The following is a 15255-nucleotide window of genomic DNA, read 5'->3' as shown; positions in this document are numbered from 1 at the left end:
GTGATTGTCCACGACCTCCTCGCCGGCATCGCCACAGGCCTTGCCGGCGGCCTCACCGCCGGGCTGCTCGGCGTCAGCCCCGGCGGCGGACTGGTCGTGTTCTCGGTGCTGCTGCTCGGCGCCGGGCAGCATGTCGCGCAGGGCATCTCGCTGGTCGCGCAGGTGCCGCCGACCAGCCTCACCGGGATCCGGCGCTATTGGCAGAACGGCAACCGCACGCGATTGCGCTGGATCGCGCTGCTGACAGTCGGCTTCGTCGCCGGCGGCGCGGCCGGCGCACTCGCCGCCAACCATGTCGCCGAGCCCGCGCTGCGCTGGACCTATGTGGCCTATCTCGTCGTGCTCGACGCGATGCTGATCCTGCGCGGCGGACGCGATCAGGCGAAGCACGACGACAAAGTCACCGCGCGCGAAATATCCTGGCCGGCGCTGCTCGTAGTCGGGCTGCTGGCAGGCCTGTCGTCGGGCTTTCTCGGCATCGGCGGCGGACTGGCGACCGTGGTCGGACTGAGCGCCGTGCTCGGCATGCCGCAGCATCAGGCGCAGATGGCCAGCCTCGTGATGTCGCTGATCCCGACCACGATCCCCTCGGCCTGGATCTATTGGAGCGAGGGCTCGCTGGCGTCCTGGCCGGTGCTGGCGGGCGTGATCGCCGGCCTGCTGGCCGGCACCGATCTCGGCGCCCGCGCCGCCAACCGCATCGACCGCGCGCGGTTGCGCCGCGCGATGATCGTCTTCGTCTCGCTGATGGCGGTCTATATGACCTTCAAGGCGCTGTGGTAGATAGACGTGGCACGTCCTCCTCGCGGAGCCCACATGCGCAAGCCGGCAACATCGACCAGCAAGGCGGCATCACGGTCGCACGCGAAACCGGCAGCTGCGTTGTTCGACGCCTACCCTGCCCCGGTCAAGGCCAGGCTGCTGGCGCTGCGGCGCCTGATCTTCGAGACCGCGAAGGCGACCAAAGGCGTCGGCGCGCTGGAAGAAACGTTGAAATGGGGTCAGCCGAGCTACCTCACGCCTGAGACCGGCAGCGGCAGCACGGTCCGGATCGATCAGGTGAAGCCGGCCGCCGACCGGGTCGCGGTCTACTTCCACTGCCAGACCAATCTGGTCGAGACCTTCCGCGAGCTCTATCCCGAGCTCAGCTACAGCGGCAACCGCGCCATCCTGCTCGATGTCGCGGGCAAGCTGCCGGAGCCCGCGCTGCGCCACTGCGTGGCGCTGGCGCTGACTTATCATTTGAGGCAGAAAGCCGACCGCTGATATCTGTTCATCGTCATTGCGAGCGAAGCGAAGCAATCCATGCTTCAGCGTATGCGGGACGATGGATTGCTTCGTCGCTTCGCTCCTCGCAATGACGCTGTTGCAACGGTCCAGCCTACGCCACCAGCGCCGTCGCGACGCACTGCGCTTTCAGCAGGCTGATGACCTCGGCGTTCGGCCGGGCGCGGCTGAACAGAAAGCCCTGGCCCTCGTGGCAGCCTTCGGCGCGCAGGCAGCTCAGCTCCGCCTCGGTCTCGACGCCCTCGGCGGTGATGGTGACGCCGAGCCCGATGCCGAGACTGACGATCGAACGCACGATCGCCTGCGCGTCGGGGTTCGCGCCGAGGTCGCGCACGAACGACTGGTCGATCTTGATCTTGTCGAACGGAAAGCTGCGCAGATAGCTGAGGCTCGAATAGCCGGTGCCGAAATCGTCCATCGACATTCGCACCCCGAGCGCACGCAAGGCATGCAGCGTCGCCAGAACCTGGCTGCTCTTCTCAAGCAGCAGCGTCTCGGTGATCTCAAGCTCAAGCCGCCGCGCCGGCAGGCCGGATTGCCGCAGCGCGTCGGTGACCAGCGCCAGCAGATTGCCGGTACGGAATTGCAGCGGCGACAGATTAACTGCGACGCGCACGTCGTCAGGCCATTGCGCCGCGTCCATGCAGGCGCGATGCAGCATCAGCGCGCCCAGCGGATTGATCAACCCGGTCTCCTCGGCCACCGGGATGAACTCGCCCGGCGAGATCATGCCGCGCTCCGGATGCGGCCAGCGCACCAGCGCCTCGAAGCCGGTAATGCGCCCGGTCGCAAGATCGACCAGCGGCTGGTAATAGGGCCGCAGGCCTTCGTTCTGGATCGCATCGCGCAGGTCGATCTCGATCTTGCGGCGGCTTTGGGCGCGCGCGTCCATCTCCGCCTCGAAGAAGGAGAAGGTGCCGCGGAATTCGCTCTTGGCGCGCGACAAGGCCATGTCGGCGCTCTTCAGGAGCTTTTCGGAATCCTCGCCGTCGCCGGGCGACATCGCGATCCCGATGCTGGCGCCGATCACCACCGAATGCCCCTCGAGCAGATAGGGCTCGCCGATCGCGTCCAAAATCCGCCGCGCCAGCAGCACCGCGTCCTCGGGCCGCATCACGCCGCCCTGCACGATGGTGAACTCATCGGAGTTGAGACGGGCCAGCGCATCTTCCTCGCGCAGCGTCGAGCGCAGGCGCTTTGCGACCGCGCGCAGCAGCTTGTCGCCGATGCCGTGACCGAGCGTCTCGTTGACCGCCTTGAAATTGTCGAGGCCCAGCATCAGCACCGCGACCTTGTCGGTGGAGCGGCGGGTGTGCTGCAGCATCTCGTCCATCTGCTGGCGCAACAGATTGCGGTTGGGCAGGCCGGTCAGGCTGTCGTGCTGGGCCATGAAGGCGAGCCGCGCCTCGGCGCGCTTGCGTTCCGTGATGTCCATCAGCGCGAGCAGCATCGCCGGCTGGTCGCCATGCATCAGCTGGCGCGAATAGATTGCAAGGTCGATCAACGTGCCGTCGGCGCGCACATGCTTCCAGGTCCGCGCCGCCTGCTCGTCGCTGCTGCGACCCGCCGCCCAAGGCAGCTCGGCATCGAACGCCTGCAGGCTCCTGATCGTCATCCGCTCGAATTCGGCGCGGACGTAGCCGTAATGCGCGATCGCGGCGTCGTTGACGGCGAGGATCCGCTCGCCATCGAGCGCGCACAGGATCATCGGCACCGGATTGCCGTCGAACAGCAGGCGGAACGACGCCTCGCGCTGCTTCAGTTCGGTGATGTCGACGCGTAGGCCGACGATGCCGCCATCCGAGGTCAGCCGCTCCTCGATCAGCACCACACGGCCGTCGGCCAGCACCTGCTCGTGCCGCTCGCCCGGCTGGTACATCTTCTTGAGCCGCTCGGCGATCCACTCCTCCTCGCGGCCGGCAGCCTCGGGATAGTCGCCGCGCGCGACGCCGACGCGGATGGTGTCTTCCAGGCGCGCGCCGTGCTCGAACAGATCGGAGCTGCGCTTGTAGATTTCCGAGTATTTCTTGTTCCAGAGCGTGTAGCGGCCTTCGGGATCGAGGAACACGATGCCCTGCGGCAGAATGTCGATCGCCTCACGCAGCCGCGCGTTGGATTTGCGCGCCTCGGCGATCGCGGCCTCGGCCTGCGCGCGCTGGCGCACCAGTTCGCCGATCTCGACCGCGGGGCGGCGCGATCTGCCCGACACTTTCGGCATCGGTGCGGGCCGGCGGCCCCGAGGCCGGGACAGTTTGGCCTGGTTCGGTTTCTTGGTGTTTTTCTTCGGCCGCATCATCGGTATCGCACGCCCCACGCGCATTCCAGTTCGGCGATATATCTGCGATAAGTCTCTGAAAAATTGGTATCTCTTGGCGAGTAGCTGCGCTGCCCGAGAAGCCCTTGCATGCCTGCTTTGCAGGCGAATTCACGCCGGGCGCGAGTTTGCTTCCGGCGCGCCAGCGGCGCACGGCACAGATTCGCAGCATGGAAGCGCCGGCGCTTGGTGAAGGAAACGTAAACCGGCGCGCGATTGCACAATGAATGCGCCGAAGACGCTTCAAGCGCACCAATGTTTGTCAGCGTGCGACAGGGTTATCGCGCGGTTAAGCCGCGGTGCGCCTAGGCCTTCGCATTTTGCCGGATCATGCCTTTAGTTGGTGATCTCGATCCGCGTGCCGCCGCGGCCATTGCGCTCGACCAATCCATAGAGCATTGCGGCGTGCGAGGGATGCAGGCGCACGCAGCCATGCGAGGCCGGCCCGCCAAGGCGCGTGAGTTCGTATGTTCCATGGATGGCAAACCCGCCATGGAAGAAGATCGAATGCGGCATCGGCGAGTTATAGTACTTCTTCGAGTACCAGCGGCGCGCCAGCATCTGCGGACGGAACACTCCACTCGGCGTGCCATAGCCGCGGCGGCCGGTCGACACGGGCCAGTTGTAGCGTCTCGCGCCGTCGACGCTGACCGCCATGCGCTGCGATGATTTATCGATGTGAACGACGACGTCGGCCCGCGCCGGGGAGAGCGCCAATATCGACGCAGCTATCGCGGCGGCAAATGCCGGCCGTACGCACGATACGCTCGTCACAATAACGCCTACCCTGAAATTATTGCGGACATGATGTCGCCCACAACGTGCGCTTGTAAAGTGGCGTGGCTCACATCGGAGCCTGGAAGCCGCGGGTAATCTTAATCCACCCTGTGGGCGATCAAGCGAATGGGATGAAAGCGCGGTCCGCCTGCTCCGAATCCATGCTAGCCTTGCGCCGACAGAGTGATCCGAATGACACCCCGCCTGCGTCTGTTCCCACTCCTGATCTTAGCCCTCGTCGCCTGCACCATCTCCGCGCGGGCGCAGGACAGGGGCTCGCTCAATCCGCAGCCGCTGCCGCCGCTCGCCAACCCTGACGATCCAAAGATCGGGGCGAAGCAGCTGTTCGCGCGCAAGGTGCTGCCGGCGGCGCTGCCGACCCGGTCGATCGGCGGCTACACCAAGGGTTGTCTCGCCGGCGCCGCGCAGATGCCGCTCAACGGCGACACCTGGCAGGTGATGCGGTTGTCGCGCAACCGCTACTGGGGTCACCCCAACATGATCGCGCTGCTGAAGCGGCTGGCGGCCAACGCGCACAAGGACGCCGGCTGGCCGGGTATCCTGGTCGGCGATATCGGCCAGCCGCGCGGCGGCCCCGCGCTCTCCGGTCACGCCAGCCACCAGATCGGACTCGACGCCGATATCTGGCTGACGCCGATGCCCGATCGCAAATTGTCGCGCGAGGACCGCGAGGAGATGTCGGCGGTGATGATGGTGCGCGACGACCGGCTCGACATCGATCCACGCGTCTTCACGCCGGGCCACGTGCTCGTCATCCGCGACGCGGCGCGGGAGCCGGCGGTGCAGCGCATCTTCGTCAATCCCGCGATCAAGAAGGCGCTGTGCCGCGAGGCCAAGGGCGATCGCGGCTGGCTGTCGAAGATCCGGCCGTGGTGGGGCCACGACTACCACTTCCACATTCGCATGCGATGTCCGGCCGGCAGCCCTCGCTGCGAGGGACAGAAGCCGCAAGCGGAGGGCGAAGGCTGCAAGCCGTCCGATCTCGCCTTCTGGTTCAAGGATTCGGTGCTGCACCCGAAGCCGCCGCCGAAGCCGCCGAAACCCCGCCCGCCGATGACGCTGGCGCAGATGCCGGCTGACTGCAGGACGGTGCTGAACGCCCCCGACGCCAAACAGCAGCTGCCAGGGCAATAACATCTTCGTCAGGCGGCTATGCCGGCCGGCTCGAACTGCGATATGATCTCGTGCCGTCGCGCCGTAAGCGCGTTCGGGCGATGGATCGGGGCCGCTGATCTATTCATCCGTCATCATGAATGGACCAGACATGCGCAAATCGCTCCTCGCCGCATCGCTGCTGCTCGTCTCGGCTCCCGCTTTCGCGGCGGAGGAGCCGAGCGGCTGTGACAAGTTCAAATGGTCGATCGAGCGCGCACGCGCCGCGCTGACCGCGCCCGATCGTGCCAAGGTCGTATCGGGAAGCGAGCAGACGGCGCTGCCGACGACCGCGATCACGCTGGCGCTGGTGGCCCCCGGCGACGCCAAATTGCCGACCCCGCCGAAGCGCGCGCCGAAGGAGGGCACCTTCGCCGGCTTCACCAGCTTCAAGGCCGCGCCGAAGGCCGGGCTCTATACCGTCAGCCTGTCGGCCGGGGCCTGGGTCGACCTGGTACAGGACGGGCATTTCCTGAAGCCCAAGGCGTTCAGCGGCGCGACCGATTGCGACGGTATCCGCAAGACCATGAAATATGACCTCGCCGCCAGCCCCTTCGTGCTGCAGGTCAGCGGCTCAAAAGAGAACTCGCTGTCGGTCGCGATCCAGCCGGCGGATGAATAGGACGATCCGTTAGTCAAAGGGTCGCCTTTACCGCAAGCCTCAGTCTGCTATGTTTGCAGTGCGATATTCCTGAGGACCGTAAGTCCGTCGGGGACCAGCGGAACAGCGCTTCCGTCCGTCGCAGGCCAGACCTCACCCAACGCCTGATTTGCGCGCCGGTTCGCGCGTGAACTCGCACGGAGCGCTTTCCATGTCACGACTTGCCGGACTTTTCACCGCTTTCGTCATCCTGCTCGGCACGCTGCATTCGCCCGCGAGCGCCGAGGACAAGACGCTCACCGTCTTTGCCGCCGCGTCGATGAAGAACGCGCTCGACGACATCGACGCAGCCTATACCGCCAAGACCGGCGTCAAGATCACCGCCAGCTATGCCGCGAGTTCGGCACTGGCAAAACAGATCGAGCAGGGCGCGCCGGCCGACGTGTTCGTCTCCGCCGATACCGACTGGATGGACTATGCGATCAAGCAGAAGAACATCAATGAGCCGACGCGGGTGAACCTGCTCGGCAACTCGATCGTGCTGATCGCGCCGAAGGATTCCAAGATCGACAACGTCAACATCGGACCCGGCTTCGATCTCGCCAAGCTCGCCGGCGACGGCAGGATCGCAACCGGCGACGTCAAGGCCGTGCCGGTCGGCAAATACGCCAAGGCCGCGCTGGAGAAGCTCGGCGCCTGGCAGGCGGCCGAGCCAAAATTCGCGATGGCCGAGAGCGTGCGCGCGGCGTTGACTCTCGTGGCGCGCGGCGAAGCCGTGCTCGGCATCGTCTACTCGACCGACGCCAAGGTCGAGCCGGGCGTCAAGATCGTCGGCACCTTCCCGGCCGACACCCATCCCGCCATCATCTATCCGGTCGCAGCGACCACGACCGCGAAGGGCGAGACCGCCGACTATCTCGCCTTCCTGCGCTCCTCGACGGCGAAGACGATCCTCGAGAAGTACGGCTTCAAGTTCCTGATCAGCCCGACGACGTAAGCCCAGCGCCGCCGATTTGACGTTCCTCCAGTGATAGCCGCACGTACCGTGAGGAACGTCAAATCGACCAGCGGCACTGGCCTATTGACTCTTACTAGTGTCTGTTCCCGAAGTTCGTAACTGAGGAGCCGCACTTGCATACGAACTTCGGGAACAGACGCTAGTGTTTGAGATCTCGCCGGCCGAATGGACGGCGATCCTGCTGTCGCTGCGGGTCGCCGTCATCGCAACACTGGTGGCGACCCCGTTCGGCATCGCGCTCGCCTGGCTGCTGGCGCGGCGCGATTTCTGGGGCAAGTCGCTGCTCGATGCCGCCGTGCATCTGCCGCTGGTGCTGCCGCCCGTCGTCACGGGCTATTTGCTGCTGCTGACCTTCGGCAAGCGCGGCCTGGTCGGCGGCTGGCTGGCCGACCATCTCGGCATCGTGTTCGCTTTCCGCTGGACCGGCGCTGCGCTCGCCTGCGGCGTGATGTCGTTTCCGCTTCTGGTTCGGCCGATCCGTCTCTCGATCGAGGCGGTCGACCGCCGCCTCGAGCAGGCGGCCGAGACACTCGGCGCCGCGCCCTGGCGGGTGTTCGCGACGGTGACGCTGCCGCTGGCGCTGCCGGGCGTGCTGGCCGGCATGGTGCTCGGTTTTGCCAAGGCGATCGGCGAGTTCGGCGCGACCATCACCTTCGTCTCCAACATTCCCGGCGAGACCCAGACCATTTCGTCGGCGATCTATTCGCTGATCCAGACGCCGGATGGCGACACCGCCGCCGCGCGGCTCGTGATCATCTCGATCGTGCTCGCGGTCGGCGCACTGGTTGCGGCTGAAGTGTTCGCGCGGCGCGCCACCGCGCGCCTGCATGGGCAATAGAGCATGATCCGGAAAAGTGTGAAGCGGTTTTCCGAAGAGATCATGCTCAAACAAGGAGCTAAAGCGCGATGACGATTCAACTCAATCTCATCGCGCTTTAGCCATGCTGCGCGTCGACATCACCAAGCAGCTCGGCGAGTTCTCGCTTGCGGCCTCGTTCAGCAGCGAGGGCCGCGTCACCGGCCTGTTCGGCGCGTCCGGCTCCGGCAAGACCTCGCTGATCAACACCATCGCGGGGCTGTTGCGTCCTGACCGCGGCACCATCGTGATCGACGGCGAGACCGTCGACGATACCGCGACCGGCATCCACGTCCCGACCTGGCGCCGCCGCATCGGTTACGTGTTCCAGGACGCGCGGCTGTTTCCGCATCTCGACGTCGGGCAGAACCTCGACTACGGCCGCCGCATGAACGGCCTCACCGAGGATCCCGCGCAACACAGGCGCGTCGTCGACCTGCTCGACATCGGCGCCCTGCTCGACCGCCGTCCCGGAAAGCTCTCCGGCGGCGAGCGCCAGCGCGTCGCGCTCGGCCGGGCGCTGCTGTCCAAGCCGCGGCTGCTGCTGCTCGACGAGCCGCTGGGCGCGCTCGACGAAAGCCGTAAGCTCGAGATCCTGCCCTACCTGGTCCGGCTGCGCGACGAAGCCGGCGTTCCGATGGTCTATGTCAGCCATGACGCCGCCGAGCTGCGCCAGCTCGCCACCCAGATCGTGATGCTGCGCCGCGGCCAGGTGACCGCCTTCGGCGGTGTCAAGGTGCTGACGGCGGGCGGGTAGCTGGCCGTTTTTCCGAAAGTCGGCATAAGATAGCCTATCTTGTCTGCTAGGCCCGCGTCGGGACGTCCGATCGGGCATGGGGAAGGGTGAACTGTGCGACTGACTGGCTGGGTGTTGCTGCTGATCGGCGGGCTGCTGTGCGCCACGATTTCGTGGGCCGCGCTCGGCTTCCTGCTGATGGGCGTCGGCCTGATCGCGCTGCAGGTCGACGAGCGGCGCCGGCGTCCGGCCGATGCTGCCGTGCCGGCCGGCGTCTCGGGATTTACCCCGCCTCATCTCAGCGACGGGCTGCAGCCGCCGACCCTCGACCCGGTCGCAGGCCAGGATACCGGGCAGCGTCAGCCGCGCCGGGTGGCCTGGCCCGACAGGAACAACGACGCGCCCTACGACCGCGAGGCGTGGCGGCGGCTGGTCGACAGCGATCCTGACCTCGCCCAAATCGCTAATGTGCTCGCCGATTACGGCCCGCAATATGTCGACGAGCTGGCGGCGAGCTATCTGGCCGCCCCCGACAAGGGCCGCCTGGGGGCGATCGTCGACCGCATCATCGCGCGTGCCCGGGACGGTCAGCCGATCCCGCCGCCGCCCGCACCAGTCGAAGCATCTCGGCCACCGCCGTTGCCGCCCCCGCCAGCGCCGAAGCCGCTGACCGCCCCTGCCGCCAAGCCGGCGACTGCGCCGAGCAATTCCGCCGATGCGCTGGAAGCGTCCCTGCTCGCCACGGTCGAGGAGGCTTCCGCCAGGATCGCCGCCGAACGTGCGGGTCTCTTCAAGCCTGCCAAGGAGATAAACAAGGCGCTTAACAAGGAGCCCGGCGAGACAACCGACAGCCGGCCGCAGGCGGCGGGCCAGCGGCAACCGCTATTCGGTCGCGCACCCCGGGACGCGAAGCCCGCGGAGCCGCCGCCGGTGCCAGCCTCGCCGCCGCCAATGCCAGCGGCACCGCCGCCGATGCCGGCCGAGACGCCCGCCGATCTCGAAGCATCGCTGATCGCCGCCGTCAGCGAGGCCGCCGTCCGGCGGGCGGACGCCAAGGACGCCCCCAAGCCGGCGCTGCAGCCCGCGCCGTCGCCGGCGAAACGCGAGCCCGAGATTGGTAGCGTCGCGCCTGCCCCTCCACCACCGGCACCACCTGCGAAGACACCACCTGCGAAGACACCTGCCGATCATCTCGACGAGACGCTACTCGCGGCGCTGGCCGAGATTTCCGGTCAGAAAATCAAGAGCGAGACCAAGCCGGACGCAGCGTCCAAGGGCCCATCCGGTCCGCCGGACGACGGGCTGTCCGACATGATCAAGAAGTTCGCCCCGGATTCGAACTTCCTGCGCAAGACGTAACGGCGCGGCTCAGACGCCCGCCACCGACGCCCAGATATCGGCGAGCTTGCGCTTGACCATCTGCATCCGCGTTTGCGGCGCGACCTTTTCCTCTTCCTCCGGCAGGCGCAGGCCGACGACGTTGACGCGGCCGCCGCTGATGCTGCGCGCCACCAGCACGATCTCGTCGAGCGCCAGTTCGGCCCCTTCCTTCGGCGCGCGGTCGAGATTGACGTCGAAATAGTCCGCGAGCGTCAGCTTGGCCTGGTGCTCGTCGACCTTGACGCCGTAGATCTCGGCGAGTTCGCCGAGCGTATGCTCCGCCGACACCATGAAGTCGCCGAGCAGATGCGGATCGGGCGCGCTCGACGGCGCCATGTCGACGAAGAAGCGGTCGAGCGCCTCGGCGCGCTCCGGCGGCGCCAGCAGGTAGATGTAGTCGCCGGGCGCGACCGGATCGGCCTCGGTCGGCGTCAGGATCCGCTCGTCGCGGATCACCAGCGTCGGCTTCGACCAGGACGGGATCAGCCCGCGGCGGAAATACAGGCTCTTCGGCCGCACCGGATAGCCGACCAGCTGCTGCTCGAGTTGGCCGGGCAAATCGAGCTCGACGCGGCGCGGGCCGCGTTCGGCGCGTGGCAACGCGACATGCAGCCGCCGCGCCGCCGGCGCCAGCGTCCAGCCCTGCAGCAGCAGCGAGATGATGACGACGACGAAGGCGACGTCGAAATAGAGATAGGCCTTCGACAGCCCGACCAGCATCGGGATCGAGGCGAGGAAGATCGCGACCGCGCCGCGCAGCCCGGTCCAGGCGATGAAGACCTTCTCCCGCCAGTTGAACTTGAACGGTGCGAGGCAGATCAGAACCGCCAGCGGCCGCGCCACCAGCATCAGCGCGAACGCCACCAGTACGGCGCCCCCGGCGCTGGAGAGCAGGCGATGCGGCGAGACCAGGAGGCCGAGCAGCACGAACATCACGATCTGCGCCAGCCAGGTCGCGGCGTCGAGGAAGGTCACCACCGAATTATGCGCGCGGGTCGGCCGGTTGCCGATGATGATACCGGCGAGATAGACCGCGAGGAATCCCGAGGCATGCACGATCTGCGAGCCGCCGAAAATCACCAGCGCCGCTGTGGTGACGAACGGCGCATGCAGGCCCTGCGGCAGCGCGACATAATTCAGCGCGATCACCACCAGCCGGCCGCCGATCACCCCGATGATAGCGCCGAACACGGCCTCCTGGATGAACTCCAGCGCGATGTGCGAGGCCGAGCTCTGGCCGATCGAGATGAACTCGACCAGCATCAAAGTGAGGAAGATCGCGAACGGATCGTTGGTGCCGGATTCCGCTTCCAGCGTCGCGCCGACGCGCGGGCGCAGGCGCAGGCCCTGGGTGTGCACCAGCAGGAACACGGCAGCCGCGTCGGTCGATGCCACGACGGCGCCGACCAGCAATGACTCGGTCCAGTTGAGGTCGAGCACAAAGCGGGCGACCGGCGCCGTGATCAGCGCGGTCAACAGCACGCCGGCGGTCGCCAGCACCATCGAGGGCACCAGCACGGTGCGGATGCTGGCAAACCGCGTCTTCAATCCGCCGTCGAACAGGATCAGCGCCAGCGCCACCGAGCCGACCAGATAGGTGGTGCGGACGTCGTCGAACTGCAGCCGGCCGGGGCCGGAATCGCCCGCCAGCATGCCGACCAGCAAGAACACCAGCAGCAAGGGGGCGCCGAACCGCAAGGCCAGCAGGCTCGACAGGATGCCGGCCATCACCAGCACCGCGCCGAGCAGGATCGCTATACTGACGGAGTCGAGGGATGCCATGCGTCTTCGGAGGTCTCAAATACTTGCAATTGCATCCTTATCGTCGCCACACTGGGACGCCAACCGATTTCTGACATGAGCGGCAATGTGCCCGGTCAGCCCTAGGTCGCCCCGACACTGTGTTGTATCGATGGTCGCGTGAGCGCCTTTGTGGGATTCTCGCTGGGCATTCGAATCACATTTGGCTGACCCGCACTGCAAGTTGAGAATTTTGCCGATGGACATGAGCCTGAAGGACGTCCTGGAATCGATCCAAATGGCGGCGCGCTCGGTTGGCGCCGAGGTCGCCTCGCCCTGGTTCTATCTGCAGTTCGGCATCATCCTCGCCGCCGCGGGCCTCGCCTACGCCGCCGACACCGCCATACATGCGCGGGTCGACATGGCGTCGCTGGCGATGCGCTGGCCGCTGCCGCTCCGGCACTTCGCTCGCGTGATGGTGAAGAGCGCCTCGACCGCCGTGTTCGCGGTCCTGATGATCATCTCGCGCATCGTGATGTGGCACGCGACCTGGCCGAGCCGCAGCTATCTGATCGCGGTCTCCGCCAAGCTGGCGCTGGCCTGGCTGGTGATCCGCCTCGTCACCTCGGTGATCGACAACGCCTTCATCGTCAAGCTGGTCTCGATCGCGGCCTGGGTGGTTGCCGCCCTCAGCATCATCGGCCAGCTCGACTGGGCCGCCGAGACGCTGGATTCGTTCGCCGTCGTGGTGGGCGGTCTGCGGCTGACGCCGCTGCTGCTGATCAAGGCCGGCGCGTTGCTGATCGTGGCGCTGTGGCTGAGCAATATCGCCAGCAATTTCATCGACGGCCAGATCACCCGCTCGACCGACCTGACCCCGTCGATCCAGGTGTTGTTGGTCAAGATCATTCGCATCGGCCTGATGGTGGTCGCGGTCGCCATTGCCCTGAGCGCGGTCGGGATCAATCTGTCAGCGCTGGCGGTGCTGTCCGGCGCCGTCGGCGTCGGCATCGGTTTCGGCCTGCAGAAGATCGTCGCCAACTTCATCTCGGGTATCATTCTGCTGGTCGACAAGTCGGTGAAGCCGGGCGACCTCGTCACCATCGGCGACAGCCAGGGCCGCATCAGCGCGATGAAAACCCGCTACATCTCGGTCGCCGCCGGCGACGGCCGCGAGTTCCTGATCCCGAACGAGGACCTGGTGACGCAGAAGGTCACCAACTGGACCTACACCGACAAGAATACGCTGGTGAAGATCGCTTTCGCCGTCAACTACGACGCCGATCCAAGGCTGGTCTGCAAGCTCGCGATCGATACCGCCGCGGCCCACGCTCGCGCGCTCAAGGGCAAGCCGCCGAACTGCATCCTCACCGAATTCGCCGAGCTCGGCATGAAGTTCTCGCTGACCTTCTGGATCGCCGACCCCGATGGCATGGACAATGTGAAGAGCGACGTCATGCTAGCGCTGTGGGACGCCTTCAAGCAGCAGGGCATCCGGGTGCCCTACCCGGTACGGGAACTCCGCATCCGCGGCGGCGCGCTGCCGGTCGAGAGCGTGGTCGAGGTCTCCAACTGACCCTCGAGCACAATCTTTTTGCAGGACCGGTGGCCGCTGTTCCGGATTGTGCCCGGAAATCAAGCCGTTTGGACATGTCCCCATGCCCAAGCTTGGCTTGCGCCGGGCGCGCCGATCATTAAATTAGGGCCTGAAATCAGCCCCTTGTCCGCAGAAACAGCCCGCCCATGAGCTATATCGACGCCACCGACACCTCGCTTCGCAAGACCGGCCAGATCAAGCTGCACGGACCGAGCGGCTTCGCTGGCATGCGCAAGGCGGGCGCCCTGGTGTCGAAATGCCTCGACGCGCTCACCGACATCGTCAAGCCGGGCATCCCGACTTCCGTCATCGACGAGTTCGTCCGCAAGTTCGCCTTCGACCACGGCGCCTATCCGGCGACGCTGATGTATCGCGGCTATCGCTACTCGACCTGCACCTCGATCAATCACGTGGTCTGCCACGGCATGCCGGGCGACCGGCCGCTGAAGGAAGGCGACATCGTCAATGTCGACGTCACCTTTATCGTCGACGGCTGGTACGGCGATTCCAGCCGCATGTATGCGATCGGCGCCATCGCGCGGAAGGCCGAGCGGCTGATCGAGGTGACCTATGAGGCGATGATGCGCGGCATCGCCGCGGTGAAGCCCGGCGCCACCACCGGCGATATCGGCCATGCCATCCAGAGCTATGTCGAACCGCAGGGCATGAGCGTGGTGCGCGACTTCTGCGGCCACGGCCTCGGCCGCCTGTTCCACGACGAGCCGAACATCATCCATATCGGCCGCCCCGGCGAGGGCGCGCCCTTGAAGCCCGGCATGTTCTTCACCATCGAGCCGATGATCAATCTCGGCAAGCCGCATGTGAAGATCCTGTCCGACGGCTGGACCGCGGTGACCCGCGACCGCTCGCTGTCGGCACAGTTCGAGCACTCGGTCGGCGTCACCGCCGACGGCGTCGAGATCTTCACGCTGTCCGAACGCCATGGCGAGAAGCCCTGGGTGCAGGTGTAGTCGGGTTCAGGTGTAATCGGATCCAGGTCCAGTCATCCTCGGCAAGTTCAGTAGTCGCTCCGCGTGCGCTCGACGATCTCCTCGGGCGTATGGTTCTCTCCGATCGACATCGCGCAGATCCGCGACAGATGCAGATAGGACAGCCCGGTCTCCTCCGCCCAGGCGTTGAACTGCGCCTGCACCTTGGCGAGATCGCGCTTCGACTTGACCTCCTCGGCGATATCGAGGCCGGCATCGCGCAGGCAGGCGACGACGTCGCGCGAGGTGACGAAGCCGTCCCAACCGAGGAAGCGCAGCAGCATCTGTCCGGTGTTGCCGCCGAGCCGGCTGCCGCGCTTGGCCAACAGCTCCAGCAGTCCGACCTCATCCGATGACGGCCAGGCGCTAAGGAATTTGCCGAAGCTGCCGTGCTCGCGCGCGATCTCCTGCACGAAGCGGCCGTTGTCGCGCACCGACATGATCTTGGCGCCGTTGCGCACGATCCTGGCGTCGCTGACGAGCTTCTCCCAGAATTCGTCGGGCTTGAAGGCGAGCTTGGCGGGCTGAAAGTCGAGAAACGCCTCCTCGAAGCCCGGCCATTTGGCGTCGATCACGCTCCAGGCAAAGCCCGCGCAGAACACGCGCCTGGTCATCTCGGCCAGCACGCGGTCGTCGCCGAGCTTTGCCAGCGCCTTGGCGCCCGCCGGCGGCCGCAGCAGCTTCTCCAGCGCCTTCGGCCCGCCCTTGCGCTTCTCGGCGCGCGAGCGGATCACCTTGAATGATGTCACGCCGCCCTCCCCCTCTTTGCTCTCAAACCGTTGCAGCC

Annotated in this window: 14 protein-coding genes; 10 read left to right on the top strand and 4 right to left on the bottom strand. The window is 66.3% G+C overall.

All coding sequences use genetic code 11. The annotated features are described in order from the left end of the window. Together ACE10X_RS04365 and ACE10X_RS04360 are read left to right on the top strand one after the other, a co-directional pair. On the top strand, positions 1-783 hold the full coding sequence (locus tag ACE10X_RS04365; protein ID WP_038385023.1) for a sulfite exporter TauE/SafE family protein: 783 nt from the start codon (positions 1-3) through the stop codon (positions 781-783). A 33-nt stretch (positions 784-816) separates the two neighbouring features. After that, positions 817-1266, top strand: a complete 450-nt coding sequence (locus ACE10X_RS04360; RefSeq protein WP_375764049.1) for a DUF1801 domain-containing protein — start codon at positions 817-819, stop codon at positions 1264-1266. A gap of 115 nt (positions 1267-1381) precedes the next feature. Here ACE10X_RS04360 and ACE10X_RS04355 read toward each other — a convergent pair whose 3' ends face one another. Together ACE10X_RS04355 and ACE10X_RS04350 are read right to left on the bottom strand one after the other, a co-directional pair. Then, complete coding sequence (locus ACE10X_RS04355; RefSeq protein ID WP_375764565.1) at positions 1382-3583, bottom strand: putative bifunctional diguanylate cyclase/phosphodiesterase; 2202 nt, start codon at positions 3581-3583, stop codon at positions 1382-1384. 354 nt (positions 3584-3937) lie between these two features. Continuing rightward, positions 3938-4318, bottom strand: a complete 381-nt coding sequence (locus ACE10X_RS04350; RefSeq protein ID WP_016843321.1) for a L,D-transpeptidase — start codon at positions 4316-4318, stop codon at positions 3938-3940. A 252-nt stretch (positions 4319-4570) separates the two neighbouring features. Here ACE10X_RS04350 and mepA point away from each other — a divergent pair, with 252 nt between their 5' ends. From mepA to ACE10X_RS04320, 6 genes are all read left to right on the top strand, one after another. Further along, on the top strand, positions 4571-5533 hold the full coding sequence (mepA, locus tag ACE10X_RS04345; protein WP_038385025.1) for a penicillin-insensitive murein endopeptidase: 963 nt from the start codon (positions 4571-4573) through the stop codon (positions 5531-5533). A 130-nt stretch (positions 5534-5663) separates the two neighbouring features. Next, positions 5664-6173, top strand: coding sequence for a hypothetical protein (locus ACE10X_RS04340; RefSeq protein ID WP_375764048.1), 510 nt, complete (start codon positions 5664-5666; stop codon positions 6171-6173). Between the two features lie 190 nt (positions 6174-6363). Then, a complete protein-coding gene (modA, locus tag ACE10X_RS04335; protein ID WP_038385032.1) occupies positions 6364-7149 on the top strand; it encodes a molybdate ABC transporter substrate-binding protein in 786 nt (261 codons plus the stop codon). 163 nt (positions 7150-7312) lie between these two features. After that, positions 7313-8008 carry a molybdate ABC transporter permease subunit gene (modB, locus tag ACE10X_RS04330; RefSeq protein WP_038385027.1) on the top strand — a complete coding sequence of 232 codons (696 nt, stop codon included), beginning with the start codon at positions 7313-7315 and terminating at the stop codon, positions 8006-8008. Between the two features lie 103 nt (positions 8009-8111). After that, positions 8112-8783, top strand: coding sequence for a molybdenum ABC transporter ATP-binding protein (modC, locus tag ACE10X_RS04325; RefSeq protein ID WP_304557456.1), 672 nt, complete (start codon positions 8112-8114; stop codon positions 8781-8783). A 93-nt stretch (positions 8784-8876) separates the two neighbouring features. Then, positions 8877-10121 (top strand): hypothetical protein, encoded by a 1245-nt coding sequence (locus tag ACE10X_RS04320; RefSeq protein ID WP_304557455.1) that lies wholly within the window; start codon positions 8877-8879, stop codon positions 10119-10121. A 9-nt stretch (positions 10122-10130) separates the two neighbouring features. Here ACE10X_RS04320 and ACE10X_RS04315 read toward each other — a convergent pair whose 3' ends face one another. Beyond that, positions 10131-11924, bottom strand: coding sequence for a potassium/proton antiporter (locus tag ACE10X_RS04315; RefSeq protein WP_038385036.1), 1794 nt, complete (start codon positions 11922-11924; stop codon positions 10131-10133). 217 nt (positions 11925-12141) lie between these two features. On the opposite strand from ACE10X_RS04315, the gene ACE10X_RS04310 reads away from it, so the two are divergent. Both ACE10X_RS04310 and map read left to right on the top strand, forming a co-directional pair. Continuing rightward, positions 12142-13458 (top strand): mechanosensitive ion channel family protein, encoded by a 1317-nt coding sequence (locus tag ACE10X_RS04310; RefSeq protein ID WP_028340442.1) that lies wholly within the window; start codon positions 12142-12144, stop codon positions 13456-13458. Between the two features lie 167 nt (positions 13459-13625). Continuing rightward, positions 13626-14450, top strand: coding sequence for a type I methionyl aminopeptidase (gene map / locus ACE10X_RS04305; RefSeq protein ID WP_016844429.1), 825 nt, complete (start codon positions 13626-13628; stop codon positions 14448-14450). Positions 14451-14497: 47 nt separating this feature from the next. On the opposite strand, the gene ACE10X_RS04300 is transcribed toward map, so the two are convergent. After that, positions 14498-15217 (bottom strand): DNA-3-methyladenine glycosylase I, encoded by a 720-nt coding sequence (locus ACE10X_RS04300; RefSeq protein ID WP_038385038.1) that lies wholly within the window; start codon positions 15215-15217, stop codon positions 14498-14500. Positions 15218-15255 lie beyond the last annotated feature (38 nt).

Source organism: Bradyrhizobium sp. Pha-3, from assembly GCF_042258325.1.
Taxonomy (GTDB): Bacteria; Pseudomonadota; Alphaproteobacteria; order Rhizobiales; family Xanthobacteraceae; genus Bradyrhizobium; species Bradyrhizobium elkanii.
This window is presented reverse-complemented; position numbering and strand designations above follow the sequence as displayed.